Genomic DNA, 17317 nt, shown 5'->3' with positions numbered 1-17317 from the left:
CGTTTTCATTGTAGCATGATTTATTTTATTGAACAAACAAAAGCATGCATAATCATTTCATTATTTTTGGAAAATAACCAACTTTTTCACCATGAGCTAATAACTGCTGTATAAATTCTTTATTAATTGCTGGTACTATCAATTCTTTTTTCTTAATCCATTCATTCGTTCTACGCGTACCCATTACAATTTCAGATTGCTGTGCTCCATCTCCTGCAACTTGAGAAGCAATTAACTCTGCTATTACTTCATTTCCCTTCGCTAATGCAAGTCCGATATTTACATATTCTGAAAGTGGAACCATTTCAAGATTGTATCCACACTCTCCAATTAGCTGTATAAATTGTTCAAACTCAATTTGATGTGGATGACAAATATGTAACGTCTCTCCTACAATTTGCGCATCTTGTAAATACGATACAATTGATTTACTAGCAAAATCAATTGGTGTGAAATCAACTTTCCACTTCACATTTGGTGCTTTCCCAATTAATAGCATTGTTTTAATAAGACGATAAAATGCGTTTCCTTCAATATTTTGTTGGAACGAACCTGTTTCTGAATGACATGCTAAATTACCTGCACGATAAATATTTCCGCGCAAACCATTTTTCATTGCTTCACGAACAATGTTTTCCGCTTGTAGTTTACTATTTGAATATACATTCTCTAAGTCTACACTGTAATTAAAATCACCAGTTTTCATGTATGTATCCCATTGATCTACCGCTAATTCTAACGGGATACCAATTGTAGAAATAAAATGGAATGTAGCACCTTTCTCCGCTAATGCTAGCATCCGGCTAGTTCCTTGGACATTTATATTTTCAAATTGTTTTACATCTCCAAAATGTCTTACATCTGCACCGCAATGAATTATCGTATCCATCTTAGAACTGATGAACATAAATTCTTCTTCACTCATCCCAAGATACTCTTCTCCCAGATCACCAGCTACGGCCTGTATACGGTGTAACCATTCTTCACATACATCATTAAAGTAGCCTGTTAATGTATTTATAATTCTTTGCTGCACATCTTTGGTTGGTCTTACTAAACAATAAATAGTAGCAGATGTATCTCTCAACAATTCATATAATATGTGTGATCCTAAATAACCAGTAGCTCCTGTTAAAAAGACATTTGAAATCTGGGTTTCTTCCAAAACGTTTGCATACGTGATAGTATCTGGTTCGTGAATCACTTTATATTCACGAAATACTTCTTCTTTCTCTACTTTTACTTCTCGCTCAATTCGAGCTAATCCATATATCGTTCTTTCTTTAAAGAAATCTTGAATTGTTAAATGTGAGAAATCTTCTTTTAACAATGTTAAGACTCGTAATACTTTTAATGAATGTCCACCAATTGTAAAGAAATCATCATGCACTCCAACTTTTGAAATTCCTAATACTTCCGCCCAGGCGTTCGCGATTTGTTTTTCTGCTTTATTAGAAGGTGCAACATATTCTTGTAGCCGAACCGGTTCATACTTTTCTTCTAACTGAGCTAACTTCTTAACATCAATCTTTTTATTAGGTGTAAGTGGTAATTCATTAATATAAATTAGTTTAGATGGCACCATATAATCTGGTAATTGCTCTTGTAACTGATAAACTAATTCTGGTATTTCTTTTTTATTTAAAGTTGTATAGAACGCGATTAAATATTGGCTACCTTCCTTACTCTTCTTAGCAAAAACAGCATTTTCTTTTATATTATGATTTTGAGAAATTTTACTTTGGATTTCTCCTAGTTCAATACGATGTCCTCTAATTTTTACTTGATCATCTTTCCGATGTAAAAACTCTATATTTCCATCCTCTAGCAACTTAACGATATCACCTGTTTTGTATATATTAACTATAGGATTAAAAGGGTTCGGAATAAAAGCTTCAATTGTTTTATTAGGCTTATTAAAATACCCTTTTGCTAATCCCACTGAATCTATATATAATTCACCAGGTACACCAATTGGACAAAGATTCATATTCTCATCCAAAATCATAACTTGATAATTAGCACATGGTTTACCAATGGGAATACTCGCAACATCCTCATTTAACTGACTAGGTATTTTATAGGTTGTCGTCACTACAGTACATTCTGTCGGTCCGTATACATTATAAATTTCAACATTTGTACCTATTCTTTCTCTCCACAATTTAATAACCTCTACAGGCAACATTTCACCGCCAATCGCAATTCTTTTTAGGGAAGCTAGCTTATATATATCTTCTTCTGCTAAATAAGTTGCTACTTGTCGAACAAAAATTGTTGCTAATGCCAAGATTGAAGTTGCTTTCACTTTATAGATTGCATTTGCAAATGCTTCTACAGACAATCGCTCTTCCTCTAATAGTACATACAAGTTTCCTCCGCAGAATAAAGAAGCAAATGACTCCCATACAGAAGCATCGAAACTAAAGGAAGGAAATTGAGCAAATACATCCTCTTCTGTCAATTCATATTGCTTTTTCATCCAAGTGTACAGATTAACAACGCCTCTATGTGCTAACATCGTTCCCTTTGGATTCCCTGTTGAACCCGATGTATAAATCATATAAGCTACATCATCACAATGAATAGACAACTTTACATCTATATCTTCATAAGTTTCACTATCATACAATGAAACTGTTTGAACCCCATCACATGTTATAGGCGTCTCTTTCATCAATATAACTTTCGCTTGGCTATCTTGAATAATGTACTGTATTCTACTTTCCGGATAATCTGGATCAATCGGAACATACGCTGCACCAGCTTTTAATATAGCTACCATACTTACTACTGTGTCTATGCTACGTTTCATAAATATTCCAACATAGTCTCCTAATTGGACGCCGTTTTTAATTAACATATGAGCTATTTGATTACTTTTTTTATTTAGCTCCTCATAAGTTAAAGTACCTTCCCTTGAAGATAAAGCTATACGATTTGGAAATTGAGTAACAGTATTATAGAACATATCGACGATACTTTTCTCAGGATATACTGCTGTTGTATCATTCACTTGACTATAAAGTGCCATCTCGGCCTCTGTAATAATATTAAAATGTTTTATATACTTATTAGTATTTTGTGATATATCAACTAAAACACCTTGTATTTGTTGTGCATAACGAGTAATCGTTGTCTCTTTCCAATTAACACTATTAAATATTATTTCTACACTTTGCATATTTTTACTAAATACAAATTGTAATGTATTCGTGTCTTTTAGCTCATAATATGTTTCACCAATAATAATAGGTGACATTTCATATAATGTATCACCGTTTTGAAACTCTTCTATTTCTTCCTCATTCATTTCTTTAATTTGCTCCAGTTGCTCTTCAATTTGTAAATTTAAACTTTCATAGGAGAGAAAATTAGAAACTTCAATAGTAATTGGAAATAAATTTCCTCTTACATGATAAAGCACGACAATATGTTTTTCTTTAGAAATATGATATAACCACGTTGCAGTCGCTCCTATTAAATCTACAATGTGAGTCAAATTTGAAAACAGTTCCGTTTTCCTTTTTATCCTAAGTTCTGTTCCTGGCACATCTTTAGGTATTTTAATACTTCCTTCTACTTTTCCTAAAAATTCTTTTACCATCTCATTATAAGAAATTGCTAATTTCATATTTATGTAAATTCCTCTCTTAAATATAATAAAGGTGTGAAAATTCACACCTTTTTCATCCCTTATTAAAGGGCAGATTCGTTCAATTCATAATCAGTAGCGGAGATACCCCCTTGATTAGAATTGAACTTTCTCCTTATTCGCTTTTAAACTCACCAATAAGCTCTTGTAATTCCTGAGAAAGCCAACTTAAAGAAGTCGCTAATTCTGCAATATCTTGTACTGATATTTCTTGCTCTTTCATGCTTTCTTCAACATTACTACTGCTGTTGGCATAAGTATTTGCAATATGTGATAATTCATTTACGACTTGAACAATATTCTGGCTATTTTGTAAAATGTCACTCGAATTACCGGAAACAGCTTTTACTTGATCTGTAACAGATTGCGCTGATTTTGAGATTTTTTCAAAGAAATCTCCACTACTTTGAACAAGCGAAATTCCAGTTTCTACTTCTTTTGAACCTTTTTGCATGGAAACTACAGCATCTTCTGTCTCAGCTTGTGTTTCACCAATCAATTTCGCTATATCTTTTGCAGACGCTTCCGTTTGTTCTGCTAATTTTCGTACTTCATCAGCAACAACTGCAAACCCTCTTCCAGCTGCTCCAGCACGTGAAGCCTCAATAGAAGCATTTAAAGCTAATAAATTTGTTTGATTTGAAATACCTGTAATTACAGTTACGATATCACTAATTTCTTTTGACCTTGTTTCTAACGAATAAATGATGGAAGATAAATCTTGTACTGCATTTTGGATTAAACTCATTTGATTAATAATTTGTCCAATCACTTCATTACCTTCAATTGAATGTTGTTCCATACCTTCAGAAGCAACCGCAACTTGTTTTGCAGCCCCAGTTATTTCTTCTACCTTATCTTCCATTCCATGTACAATTCCTAAACATTGTTGTACTGAAGTTTTTTGAGACTGTGCCCCTACTCTTAAACCTTCAATAGAACTTGCAATCTCTTGAACTGCCATGCTGTTTTCCTCTGTACTCGCCGACAATTCTTGTGAAGAAGAAGAAACTTGCTCAGCAGTTTGCCTTACTTTATCTATAATCCCTTTAAATTTTTCAATCGTGTTATTGAAATAAACATTAATAATTCCAATATCATCTGGTCTTTCTTTTAATTTAATACTTAAGTCACCTTCACCAATTTTACGTAACCCTTCTCGTAAATCTTTTAATGGAGCTAGCGAGTGACGCACGATAAAGAATTGAGTAATAGTCGCAATTGCTAATGAAATAATGATGAAGAGTAAGCCCTGTATCATAAACTTCTCTTTTGTAATAGGAACAATGGAAGCATCTAAGTCAGCCGCAATAATTGCAACAATATTGTTTTCTCCATCTGTAATTGGTTCTAATATTGTCACCCACGAACCTATTTCATCTTCATATACTTCTGTCATTTGAGCCTTTTTCGTATCAATCACTTTATCGTATGCCTTCATCCAATGAGCGGGTTGTTCATAATAATCTCCCGGCTTTATAGGAAACGCATTTGTTAACTCTGTAGTCAAACCAACGAGTTGTAATTCTCGCTTTTCATTCGGCTTTGCTCCTGTAACATACGTTTGTCCAACGCTTTTCAATTCTTTTGATACTTCATCTAATTTCTCTGTTAACTTTTCTTTTTTCACTTTTTCGGCTGTAGGATCTTTCGCCATGTCTCTAACTAATTCTACATCCAGTTTTTTCAATACTATTTCTCCTGTTTCAATAGACTGCCTTTCAAATAAAGACATCATACTATTTTGAAACATGTTGAAACTTAATGCACCCATACTTCCAACAAGTGTCAAAATAACTAATACGGTTAATAAGACGTTCTTTTGAAGGAACGATAACTTATGCCAATATTTTTTCATTAATATCCACCTTCCTTAATCAACATAAACAAAAAAACAAAATATATGAATATTTTGTTTGAAAATGTTTCTCAATATGTTCGAGAATAAAAAAAAGCCAATGTAAAAGCATTGGCCAAGACCAACCCTATCCGTCCGGTAACTGGCTAGCGTAGCCTTTCGACCTTAGCTCCTGTAGTTTTGCGTCCTCATGTTTCCATCAGTTTGCCTTTCTCGCTGAACGAGTTGAACGATATGGGAGTTCTATGAGAATTAATTTATTCTCTTTCAAAGATTACAACATATAAATCAAAATGTCTACTTATTTAGAGATATAAATACAAATTTTCAATGCATTGCTTTTTCAAAATAATTTCAAAAAGTACGTGAATGTTACTTTTTTTATGTTATATAATAAAAAATGTATAAATAACAAGGATTTCTTCGGGTATTTATTTAATTTTCAATCAAATTAAACTATTCGAATATATCTTAACTAATGAATTTCGGAGGTAGTTTATCATGTTTTGGCTACAATTTCTTACCTTGTTACTCTGTATTTTTATTGGTGCACGCCTAGGCGGAGTTGGTTTAGGAGTAATGGGTGGAGTTGGTATGGCAATACTCGTTTTTGTCTTCCACTTACAACCAACGGCGCCTCCTATCGATGTAATGCTTATGATTTTGGCAGTAATTACAGCTGCTGGTGCTTTGCAAGCCGCTGGAGGAATGGACTACCTTGTTCATCTAGCTGAAAAGGCATTACGAAAAAATCCAAAACGCATTACATTCTTTGCTCCAATTGTTACTTATTTATTTACACTTTGTGCAGGAACTGGTCACGTTGCTTATTCTGTACTTCCTGTTATCGCTGAAGTCTCTCGCGAATCCGGAATTAGACCAGAACGACCAATGTCAATTGCCGTAATTGCTTCCCAACAAGCAATTACAGCTAGTCCTATATCAGCTGCAACAGTTGCACTTTTAGCAATGTTAGCTGACTATAAAATCACCTTATTAGATATTTTAAAAGTAAGTATCCCTTCTACTTTCATCGCTTGTATGATAGCTGCATTTGTTGCTAGTAAGATGGGAAAAGAATTAAATGAAGACCCTGAATACTTAAAACGATTAAAAGAAGGATTAATTCCTAAGCTTGAAGAGAAAAAAGAATTTGTAGGTGTAAAGGGCGCAAAATTATCAGTTATCCTTTTCCTTGTAGGAACCTTCCTTGTTGTACTTCTTGGTTCATTTGAAGCACTTCGTCCAGGATGGATAGTTGATGGGAAGTTAGCCCGTCTTTCCATGCCGAACACAATTGAGATGGTTATGTTAACTATCGCGGCTCTTATTATTATTTTCTGTAAACCAAATGTAGAAAGCATTGTATCTGGTAACGTCTTTAAAGCAGGAGCAACAGCAGTTGTTGCTATTTTCGGTATCGCTTGGATGGGAGATACTTTCTTTAATGGAAACTTAAATATGATTCAAGGATCGATTCAGCATTTAGTAACAAGTGCACCTTGGCTATTTGCTATCGCACTATTCATTCTATCTATTTTACTGTACAGCCAAGCAGCAACAGTTCGTGCCTTAATGCCACTTGGACTATCTCTTGGTATTCCACCAGCGCTACTGATTGCGATGTTCCCTGCAGTAAATGGATATTTCTTCATTCCAAACTATGGAACAATCGTTGCTGCCATTAACTTTGACCGTACTGGTACAACAGGTATCGGTAAATACGTATTAAATCATAGTTTTATGATTCCGGGCCTAATTGCAACATTTACTTCTATCGGAATTGGAATGCTCTTAATTTCAATTATGTTTTAAAGAAAAAGCACAAACCTTTATTTAAAAAGGTTTGTGCTTTTTTAATCAAATATTTGTTTAAATTTTGGGCAGTCTATTTCTTCATGTAGCACTTAAAATACTACACTTCCTTCCCTACAAACTTCTCTTTACTTCTTCAACTAATTTTTTCGTACTTTCATACGCAGATTCCGCTAAACTAATTGCTGAAATAACTGAAACACCGTCCGCACCCGCCTCTATAACTGCCGCTGTATTTTCAATTGTAATCCCACCAATACCAACGATTGGCACTGTAATTCCTTGTTCTCTAAAATAAGCTAATCCTTTCGTTCCTTGAACCGCTTTCGTATCTTTTTTCGTACTCGTTGGGAAAATAGGACCAACACCTAAATAATCCGCTCCATTTTCGATTGCAAAACGTGCTTCTTCAATTGTATGAGCAGATACGCCGATAATTTTATCTCCCATTTTTTCACGAACAGATGTAATTCCTTCATCATCTTGTCCAACATGAACACCATCTGCATCTAATTCAATGGCTAATTCTACATCATCATTTACAATGAAAGGAACACTATATTCCTTACAAAGCGTCTGCAATTCTTTTGCAAAGCGCACTCTATCTTCTCCGATTAAAGAACCTTCCCCCTTCTCGCGAAACTGAAAAAGTGTCACTCCACCATCTAACGCTTCTTTCAATACAGCTAAAGGATCCCTCGTGCAGTTATTACTTCCCATAATAAAATACACTTGCAATAGCTTAGACATTTTATCTATTTCAATGCGTGCCATTTCTTTCACTCCCTCTTACTCTAACTCCACAATCTTCCCATACTTCTCAATATCACCTGAAGTTGTATTCGCTAATTGATTTAAAAATTCAATTTGGAAACTACCAGGCCCTTTTTCTACCGCCTTAGCAGCTGCCAGTTCCGAAGCTACACCATAAAACGTTAATGCGGCTACTGCTGCTTTTACATAATCTTTTTCCACTGCTACAAATGCTCCTATTACAGAAGTTAGTAAACAACCTGTTCCCGTAACTTTCGTTAAAATAGGGTGACCATTTCGAATAACAATAGTTCTCTCTCCATCTGTAACAACATCTTCTTTTCCAGTAATGACCGCAACTGTATTTAGTTCATCTGCTGCCTGCCTTGCAATACTTACAACATTGCCATTTCCAGTACCAGCGTCTACCCCTTTAATTTCCCATTTCTCATTAATAACATTTGCTATTTCAGCCGCATTTCCGCGGATAATTGCTAAATCTATTTCGGCTGGAATATGTCTCGCAACTTCTGTTCGATACGAAGTTGCTCCTGCACCAACTGGGTCAAATAGTACTGGCACATTGTTCGCATTTGCTGATTTACCCGCGAGTAACATCGCTTCTACTTCTTCAGGACGAAGTGTCCCCATATTTAATACTAACGCTCCAGCAATGCTAGCCATTTCTGCTACTTCTTCTTTTGCATACGCCATTACAGGCGATGCTCCAAGTGCCAACAAACCGTTAGCAGTAAAATTTGTTACAACAACATTTGTAATATTATGAACGAGCGGATTAGATTCTCTCACCAAATCCACTACTTTACTAATTTCTTTCATATTCATCCTTTTCATCTCCTAACTATAATGATGGGAGATACACAAAAAGACACTTTGCGCGTACGCAAAGTGCCTGAACATGTGCTTTTACACTCTCCCTACGCTGGCATTATCCAACAGGTTCAAATGGTCAATGACGGACTAGTCATACTCTCAGTTTGCATCCACAAACTCCCATGTGCTTATTATTCATCTACTTCAAAGTCTACTCTTATTCTACTAAAATAACAAGTTCTTTACTTTTCTATTTAATATAGAAGCAACCTATATAACAATAAACATAATCAAGTGAAACTTTAATCAGTGAGTGTTTTGTTCATCCCACTAAAAACCGATCAAATATGGAGCGAAACTGAATCTCAAGAAGATGTATGCTATATTTAACTTATGGAAATTTGAAAGGATGTTTTTAATATGTCAAAAAGCGTTGTAATCGCTGAAAAACCTTCCGTTGCACGAGATATTGCTCGTGTACTTAAGTGCGATAAAAAAGGAAATGGCTACCTTGAAGGTAGTAAATATATTGTAACTTGGGCTTTAGGTCATCTCGTTACATTAGCAGATCCAGAAAGTTATGATGTGAAATATAAAAAGTGGAATTTAGAAGATTTACCGATGCTACCTGAGCGTTTGAAATTAACGGTTATTAAACAAACTGGTAAACAATTTAATGCTGTAAAAAGTCAGCTACTTAGAAAAGATGTAAATGAAATTATTGTAGCAACAGACGCTGGACGTGAAGGGGAATTAGTCGCACGCTGGATTATCGATAAAGTTAAGCTAAATAAACCAATCAAACGTTTATGGATTTCTTCTGTAACCGATAAAGCAATTAAAGATGGTTTTGCAAATTTAAAACCAGGTAAGGCATATGACAATTTATATGCTTCAGCAGTTGCACGTTCAGAAGCTGACTGGTATATCGGTCTTAATGCAACTCGTGCTTTAACGACTCGCTTTAATGCCCAGTTAAATTGCGGCCGTGTACAAACCCCTACTGTTGCTATGATTGCTAGTCGTGAGGATGAAATAAAGAACTTCAAAGCTCAAACTTACTACGGCATCGAAGCTCAAACAATGGAGAAGCTCAAACTTACTTGGCAAGATGCAAATGGCAATAGCCGTAGTTTTAATAAAGAAAAAATCGATGGTATTGTAAAAAGTTTAGATAAACAAAATGCTACTGTTGTGGAAATTGATAAGAAACAGAAGAAGTCATTCTCTCCTGGTCTTTACGATTTAACTGAATTGCAACGTGATGCAAATAAAAAGTTCGGTTACTCTGCTAAAGAAACATTAAATATTATGCAAAAATTGTATGAACAGCATAAAGTACTAACGTACCCTCGTACAGATTCACGCTACATTTCATCTGATATCGTTGGAACACTTCCAGAACGTCTAAAAGCATGTGGTGTTGGAGAATACCGTCCCTTCGCACATAAAGTATTACAAAAGCCTATCAAACCTAACAAATCATTTGTTGATGATAGTAAAGTAAGCGATCATCATGCGATTATTCCAACAGAAGGATACGTTAACTTCGCAGCATTCACAGATAAAGAACGCAAAATTTATGATTTAGTTGTAAAACGTTTCTTAGCTGTTTTATTCCCAGCATTCGAATACGAACAACTAACGTTACGCACAAAGGTCGGCAATGAAACATTCATTGCACGCGGAAAAACGATTTTACATGCTGGTTGGAAGGAAGTATACGAAAATCGATTTGAAGACGATGATGTAACTGATGACGTAAAAGAGCAGATTCTACCTCACATTGAAAAGGGCGATACATTAACTGTAAAGTTACTTATGCAAACATCAGGTCAAACGAAAGCACCTGCACGCTTTAATGAAGCAACTTTACTTTCAGCAATGGAGAATCCTACAAAATATATGGATACGCAAAATAAACAACTTGCTGATACGTTAAAATCGACTGGTGGATTAGGTACTGTAGCGACACGTGCAGATATTATCGACAAACTTTTCAATTCTTTCTTAATTGAAAAACGTGGTAAAGATATTCACATTACATCAAAAGGTCGTCAATTACTTGATTTAGTACCAGAAGAATTAAAATCACCTACACTAACTGGTGAGTGGGAACAAAAACTTGAAGCAATTGCAAAAGGAAAATTAAAGAAAGAAGTATTCATTTCGGAAATGAAGAACTATACGAAAGAAATTGTTGCTGAAATTAAATCGAGTGATAAGAAATATAAACATGACAACATTTCAACGAAGTCTTGTCCAGATTGCGGTAAACCAATGCTGGAAGTAAATGGAAAAAAGGGGAAAATGCTCGTATGCCAAGACCGTGAATGTGGTCATCGTAAAAATGTATCTCGTACAACAAATGCTCGCTGTCCGCAATGTAAAAAGAAACTAGAATTACGTGGTGAGGGTGCAGGCCAAATTTTCGCATGTAAATGTGGCTATCGCGAGAAATTATCAACATTCCAAGAGCGACGTAAAAAAGAATCTGGAAACAAAGCCGATAAACGCGACGTTCAAAAATATATGAAACAACAGAAAAAAGAAGAAGAACCATTAAATAACCCATTCGCGGAAGCATTAAAAAAATTAAAATTTGATTAAACAAAAAGGTTCCTACCTCTATCGGTAGGAACCTTTTATTTTAGTGAATGATTTTACTTCCTTTTGCATTCTCAACAAATTTTTCACTTGATTTGTTAATTGGTGTTTTCAGTAATAACGCAGCAACAATCATAACTACTACGAAAGCACTTAACACAAGTAAATCTCGCGTTACGATATCCCAAAGCATTCCACCAACTGTTTCACGAATTGCGCTAATTGCGTATGTGAATGGTAAGAACGGATAAATCGCTTGGAAGAACGCTGGTGTCATTTGGATTGGGAATGTTCCGCCCGATCCTGCTACTTGTAGTACAAGTAAAATAATCGCCATCGATTTCCCAACGTTTCCGAAAATAGAAACGAGTGAGTATACGATACAAACGAAGACTCCACCAATAAATAAACTAAATAACACAAACCAGAACTTATCGACTACGTACGTACCGAGTAAGAATATATCTCCCATCGATACGATAAACGCTTGTGAAAGACCTATCGTTAAGAATGTTAATAAACGTCCGAAGTAAATTTCATGGCTCTTATAATTCGCGCCCTCTTCGTGTACTTCTACCGTTAATAATGAAACCATTAATAATGCGCCTACCCATAATGCAAGCACTGTATAGAATGGTGACATCGCTGAACCGTAGTTCGGCATCGCAAATAATTTATTTTCTTTTAAATTTACTGGATTCGCAAAGTAATCACTTTGCTTTTCAACATCATTTTTCAATAAGCGTATAATGTCTTTTAAATCCTCTTCAGATTCAAAATCACGAATTTTATCTGCTAATTCTTTAATCTTTTTCTCAGTAGCTGGCATTTCAGCTTTAATGTCTGCTAATTTCTTTTTACCATCTACTAAACCTTTTGATGAATCTTCTAGTAATTTTTTAACATCTGGAAGCTTTTTGTCTGCCTCTTTTAAAATTTGAGATGTATTTTTAGACATCTCTTTTGTGCGAGCAATTGCTGCATTGAAATTTGGAGTGATTTCTGAGTCATATTTAGCTAAAATGTCACCAATTTGGCCCGAAACACTTTTAGACACTTGATTAATACTTTCAATAACATCAGCTGCTGGTTTTTGACCTTTATTAATAGCGTCAATTCCTTTATCAGTTAAATCCATTCCTTTTTGCAAACCATCTTTTGCTTTATTTAACTTAGAAATTGTACCATTAAGGTTTTTATCACTATTCACATCAGCTAACACTTTATTTGTACTTTCCAGAACTGGAATCATGTCATTAACTAAATTCCAACTTGCTTTGAACTGCCCATTCAAATCATTTAAGGCTACTTTTGTAGAATCTAATCCGTTAACACCTTTGTTACTTAAGTCTTCTCTTGCTTTTTCAAGCTCCGTTTTTAATCTACTGTAATCATTTACAGCTTTATCATATTTCTCTCTACCATTGTTTAATATCTCATTAGCCTTATTTATATCTTGATTTAAATTGCCTCTAAGCTGCTGTGCATTTTCTTGCGCATTTTCAGCCTTACTTTTCAGTTGCTCAGCTGTACTTACTGCTTTTTCAAAATCAGCTACAAACGTTGCATTATAATCCTTTTCAGCTTGATTTACTAAATTATTTACTGCATCTAATTTTTGATTTACAGCATCTCGCACATCTTGTTTAACTTCTTGTCCGGAACTAATTAAATCTCCTACATGCTTAACCCTATTGTTAGCATCCACCATAGAATTTTTAAGCACCGTTAAACTTTCCACTCTGTTTCCAAAGAACTGTTTACCGAATTCCGTGGAAGCTGATTCCTTGAAAGCTGTAAAGAAATCAATCAAATATGAAACACTATCGATACGCTCTTGGAGGAGCTTTGAAGCATCCTGCACATTTTTCTGTGCTACAGCTGGATCCACGCCTTTATTTTGAAGGCCATCCATAACACTCTTTACATATGCCGTTCCAACACGAGTAGAATTGAAAACAGTGTTTACAGTTTGATCAATATTTTTAGCAATATTTTTATACCCTTCACCATTCACTTGTGGTAATGCTGGAATCTCTGGTATTTGTGGAATAGTTATATTAGGTAAGACTGGTAATTTAGCTGGATCTGGCAATGTCAGATTAAAGTCAAATGCCGGATTTTTTAAGTAATCCGTAATTTTCGCTGCAGCATCCAATCCCTGCTGCATTACAGTTAAATTATTTTTAATAGTTCCCGGAGCGCGATTCAATGTTTCATCATTTCTCGCAAAGAATTTATCTAAATTCCCTAACGCTTCTTGCCCATCATTCATAACACTCTCTACAACCGGCAACTCTTTTTGCGCTACTTTCACAACATCTTCTGCTCGAGTTGCATCATCTAACGCCTTATCCATGAGTGTATTCATTTCTGGGAACTGCGCTTCTAGCTTAAAGACAAGATCTTTTACTTTCTCGATACTTGGTAAGTTTGTTTCTAAATCGATTCCAAGGTCATTGAAAATTTTAAAAATCTCACCGTTTGCTGTTTTAACAAAGTTTTTACTAATTTCTTCTGTAATACCTGATGCACCTTTTGCTGTAATCTTCGGTGCAATCGCGTTTACTTTCTCATTTACATAGTAATCCAGTTCTGGTTTTTTCGGATTTTCATCCAGAACAGTTGCGATTTTTTCAGAGAAGTCTTTTGGAATCGTAATACTTGCATAATAATCCCCACGCTCAACTCCGTAAATTGCTTGTTTTTCATCTACAAATTTCCAGCCAAGATTTTTGTTTTTCTTAAGGGAGTCTACAATCTCTTTCCCGATATTAATATCTTTCCCTCTTAAATTAGAACCTGCATCTTGGTTGGAAACTGCAATGGGAACCTCTTTTGTATTTCCATACGGATCCCAAGAAGCTTTAATGTTAAACCATGCATATAACGATGGTAAAATCATTAATCCTAAAACAATAACAATTGCAGCCCAATGTTTGGCTACATTCCGTAAATCTGTCTTATAAATACGCCAAATTTGTTTCATAGAAGTTATCACCTAATTATATATTTTTCCTTCTTTAGAAAATGATACATACATTTTGCAATTATATCACTTTCTACATCGTGTATTAACCAAAAACGTACTATTTTTTCCCATTAACTTTCACTTACTTCATTATATAACGAAGTGAGTCAAAGTATGAATACAAAATGACCAAATCGGTTTTACATTCAATAATAACAAATATATATGAAATGTCATAAAAAATACAAGTATTTTCTCTTGGAAATACTTGTATTCCTAAAAAAAATCCTCACAGCTTTTATTCTCTGTGAGGATTTCTTCTATTATATATCCAATTGAACCTCTACACCGAAATGATCTGAAATTACATTTCTGTTTGTACCATTGAAAATAACTTTTGAAGAATGAACTTTTTTACTTTGGTTACACAATATTAGATCGATTCGCAAATTATGTTTATTTTCATCCCAACCAGCAATCTCACCTTGGACAGTCGTTCCTTCATCCTTCTCTATTGCTAATTCATATGTGTCATACAACCCTTTTTGCATCATATACTCATAACCTTCGCCTTCCAACCAAGCATTGTTATTAAAATCCCCCATTAAGAAGGCGAGCTTATTGCTATCTACACGCTCCATCAAACGATCAACTTGACCTTTGAATGACTCTTCTTCATCATTCCACCAACCGAGATGGCAAGAGTAAAACGTTATATCCTTACCATTATAAGCAATTGTTGTACTTACAATTTTACGTGTTTTCCAATACGTTGTATCCTCGTTTTTTGAAATGAAGAACGTATCTTCTTTTATAATATTATGCTTCGTTATAATCGCTAATCCTTCTTCATACACGTCATAACCAATATGAGAGAGATCCCAAGTAATATTGTAATCTTTTACATGTAGCGCTTTTAACTCTTCTAATAGTAAAAGTCCAAAATTATCTTCTTTCTTGTTACCGCATACATTTTCAGCTTGTATGGACTGACTTACTTCTTGCAATGCGATGACATCGTACTCTTCTTCTTGAATTACTTTAGCAAGGTATTGTATCTTTTCTATTTGATTCTCTTCTTGCCAAGAATGACAGTTTAAAGTTAGCAATTTCATATTATTACGCACCTAACATATCTTGAATGTCTGACTTTAATACGTCAGCTTTCGGACCATATACCGCTTGTACACCTTTATCTTTTACAATAAGCCCTAGAGCACCATTTTGTTTCCACTGTGCTTCTGGTGCAACAACATCTAAATCTTTTACTGTTACACGTAAGCGCGTCATACAAGCGTCTACGTCAGCAATATTTTCTTTTCCACCTAATAAATCGATAACTTTTGTTGCTAATGAACCGTCTTGTACATTTCCTGTTCCTTCTGATGCCTCATCTTCATTATCAATATAGTTACCTGCACGCCCTGGTGTTGGTAAGTTGAATTTTTTAATTAAGAAATTAAATAGTGTAAAGTTAAGACCGAAGAACACTAATGAAACAATAACAAAGTTGATTAAGTCTCTTGTTAAACCTGCGTTAACCATCATTGGTGTACGAGTAATTAACTCAATAAATCCAAATGCATGAACACGTAAGTTAATTAAATCAGCTAGCGCGAATGCAAGTCCTGTTGTAATAGCATATACAACATATAATACTGGAGCAATAAACATGAACATGAATTCAATTGGTTCTGTTACACCTGTTAAGAATACTGCTAATGCTGCTGATAAAAACATTGGTTTATATTTTGCACGCTTTTCTTTATCCACGTTACGGAACATCGCAAATGCAATCCCCATTAACGCTGCTGTTGAGCCGATAACTTGTCCAGCTTTGAAACGAGCTGGTACAACGTTATTTAATAAATCGTTATATGCCTTCGTATCTCCATTTGCTAGTAAATTATTTAAATCTGTAATCCATGCAAGCCATAATGGATCTTGTCCTGCTACAACTTGTCCAACTTTTGAACCAGTTAACATCGTATATGTTCCGCCTAGCTCTGTATAGTTCATCGGAATCGTTAACATATGGTGTAAACCAAATGGTAATAATAAACGCTCTAACGTTCCATATACAAACGGTGCAACAACTGGTGCGCTATCTTTTGAAGCTGCAATCCAGCGACCAAATTCATTTAACCCACTTTGGATGAATGGCCATAGAAGTGATAATACAATCGCAGTAACTGTAGACCAAAGAATTACAACGAATGGTACAAATCGTTTTCCATTAAAGAATGCTAATGCCTGTGGCAGTTTATTATAGTTATAATATTTGTTATATAAAGTAGCTCCTAAGAAACCTGTGATGATCCCTACGAACACTCCCATGTTTAATGCAGGTGCACCAAGTACAGAAGTAAAGTAATCTTTTACAATTAAATCTCCCGCTATTACTGAAGAAACTTTCGCTTTTGAATCCGCTAACATTTCAGTGTTTACGCCAAATATAGCTCCTGTAATTCGGTTTGTTAAGACGAATGCTAATAGCGCTGCAAATGCACCACCCGCGCGATCTTTCGCCCAAGATCCCCCAATTGCTACTGCGAATAAGATGTGTAGATTTGTAATGATTGCCCAACCGATGTCTTCCATTACGCGAGCGATTGTATGAACTGCGTTAACATCCCCAGCAGACATACCAATTAACTTACCGATGGAAATCATTAAACCAGCTGCTGGCATTACGGCTACAACAACTAATAAAGCTTTCCCGAACTTTTGCCAAAAATCAAAAGACGTAATTTTCATCTGTTCTTCCTCCCCTTTATTTATAACAACATAATGATTTAAATTATAATTTCTGTCCCTTTTATGA

9 protein-coding genes and 2 riboswitches are annotated in these 17317 nt (G+C 35.0%); of the genes, 2 read left to right on the top strand and 7 right to left on the bottom strand.

Going from position 1 to position 17317, the window contains the following annotated elements; translation table 11 throughout:
• Positions 1–52: 52 nt before the first annotated feature.
• Together HFD78_RS21975 and HFD78_RS21970 are read right to left on the bottom strand one after the other, a co-directional pair.
• Positions 53–3634 carry a non-ribosomal peptide synthetase family protein gene (locus tag HFD78_RS21975; protein WP_000761457.1) on the bottom strand — a complete coding sequence of 1194 codons (3582 nt, stop codon included), beginning with the start codon at positions 3632–3634 and terminating at the stop codon, positions 53–55.
• A 136-nt stretch (positions 3635–3770) separates the two neighbouring features.
• Positions 3771–5513, bottom strand: a complete 1743-nt coding sequence (locus tag HFD78_RS21970) for a methyl-accepting chemotaxis protein (RefSeq protein WP_000761081.1) — start codon at positions 5511–5513, stop codon at positions 3771–3773.
• A gap of 134 nt (positions 5514–5647) precedes the next feature.
• Positions 5648–5732: riboswitch (cyclic di-GMP riboswitch) on the bottom strand.
• 282 nt (positions 5733–6014) lie between these two features.
• Here HFD78_RS21970 and HFD78_RS21965 point away from each other — a divergent pair.
• Positions 6015–7328 carry an anaerobic C4-dicarboxylate transporter family protein gene (locus HFD78_RS21965; RefSeq protein ID WP_000498691.1) on the top strand — a complete coding sequence of 438 codons (1314 nt, stop codon included), beginning with the start codon at positions 6015–6017 and terminating at the stop codon, positions 7326–7328.
• Positions 7329–7442: 114 nt separating this feature from the next.
• Here HFD78_RS21965 and thiE read toward each other — a convergent pair whose 3' ends face one another.
• Positions 7443–8102: a thiamine phosphate synthase gene (thiE, locus tag HFD78_RS21960; RefSeq protein ID WP_000090965.1), complete on the bottom strand. Its 660-nt coding sequence runs from the start codon at positions 8100–8102 to the stop codon at positions 7443–7445.
• Between the two features lie 15 nt (positions 8103–8117).
• A complete protein-coding gene (gene thiM / locus HFD78_RS21955; RefSeq protein WP_001056095.1) occupies positions 8118–8927 on the bottom strand; it encodes a hydroxyethylthiazole kinase in 810 nt (269 codons plus the stop codon).
• 72 nt (positions 8928–8999) lie between these two features.
• Positions 9000–9109, bottom strand: a riboswitch (TPP riboswitch).
• 226 nt (positions 9110–9335) lie between these two features.
• On the opposite strand from thiM, the gene topB reads away from it, so the two are divergent.
• Positions 9336–11525, top strand: coding sequence for a DNA topoisomerase III (topB, locus tag HFD78_RS21950; RefSeq protein WP_000047299.1), 2190 nt, complete (start codon positions 9336–9338; stop codon positions 11523–11525).
• Between the two features lie 40 nt (positions 11526–11565).
• Here the strand turns inward: topB and HFD78_RS21945 are convergent, their stop codons facing one another.
• The 3 genes from HFD78_RS21945 to HFD78_RS21935 all read right to left on the bottom strand — a co-directional run bounded on the left by HFD78_RS21945 (position 11566) and on the right by HFD78_RS21935 (position 17250).
• The gene (locus tag HFD78_RS21945) at positions 11566–14511 is read right to left on the bottom strand and encodes a YhgE/Pip domain-containing protein (RefSeq protein WP_000810092.1); all 2946 of its coding nucleotides are present in this window, start codon (positions 14509–14511) and stop codon (positions 11566–11568) included.
• Between the two features lie 305 nt (positions 14512–14816).
• Entirely contained in the window at positions 14817–15608 is a 792-nt protein-coding gene (locus HFD78_RS21940; protein WP_000771992.1) for an endonuclease/exonuclease/phosphatase family protein, read from the bottom strand.
• Between the two features lie 4 nt (positions 15609–15612).
• A complete protein-coding gene (locus HFD78_RS21935; RefSeq protein ID WP_000705571.1) occupies positions 15613–17250 on the bottom strand; it encodes a PTS transporter subunit IIBC in 1638 nt (545 codons plus the stop codon).
• Between the last annotated feature and the right edge of the window lie 67 nt (positions 17251–17317).

It is taken from the genome of Bacillus sp. EKM501B (genome assembly GCF_011800505.1).
GTDB classification, from domain to species: domain Bacteria; phylum Bacillota; class Bacilli; order Bacillales; family Bacillaceae_G; genus Bacillus_A; species Bacillus_A cereus.
Note: the sequence above shows the minus strand (reverse complement) of the source record. Positions and strands in the feature narration are given on the sequence as shown.

Bases quoted from the DNA above. Each gene is read 5' to 3' on its own strand.
- HFD78_RS21975 (WP_000761457.1), bottom strand. From the start codon at position 3,634: ATGAAATTAGCAATTTCTTATAATGAGATGGTAAAAGAATTTTTAGGA.
- thiE (WP_000090965.1), bottom strand. From the start codon at position 8,102: ATGGCACGCATTGAAATAGATAAAATGTCTAAGCTATTGCAAGTGTAT.
- thiM (WP_001056095.1), bottom strand. From the start codon at position 8,927: ATGAATATGAAAGAAATTAGTAAAGTAGTGGATTTGGTGAGAGAATCT.
- HFD78_RS21965 (WP_000498691.1), top strand. From the start codon at position 6,015: ATGTTTTGGCTACAATTTCTTACCTTGTTACTCTGTATTTTTATTGGT.
- HFD78_RS21940 (WP_000771992.1), bottom strand. From the start codon at position 15,608: ATGAAATTGCTAACTTTAAACTGTCATTCTTGGCAAGAAGAGAATCAA.
- HFD78_RS21935 (WP_000705571.1), bottom strand. From the start codon at position 17,250: ATGAAAATTACGTCTTTTGATTTTTGGCAAAAGTTCGGGAAAGCTTTA.
- HFD78_RS21970 (WP_000761081.1), bottom strand. From the start codon at position 5,513: ATGAAAAAATATTGGCATAAGTTATCGTTCCTTCAAAAGAACGTCTTA.
- topB (WP_000047299.1), top strand. From the start codon at position 9,336: ATGTCAAAAAGCGTTGTAATCGCTGAAAAACCTTCCGTTGCACGAGAT.
- HFD78_RS21945 (WP_000810092.1), bottom strand. From the start codon at position 14,511: ATGAAACAAATTTGGCGTATTTATAAGACAGATTTACGGAATGTAGCC.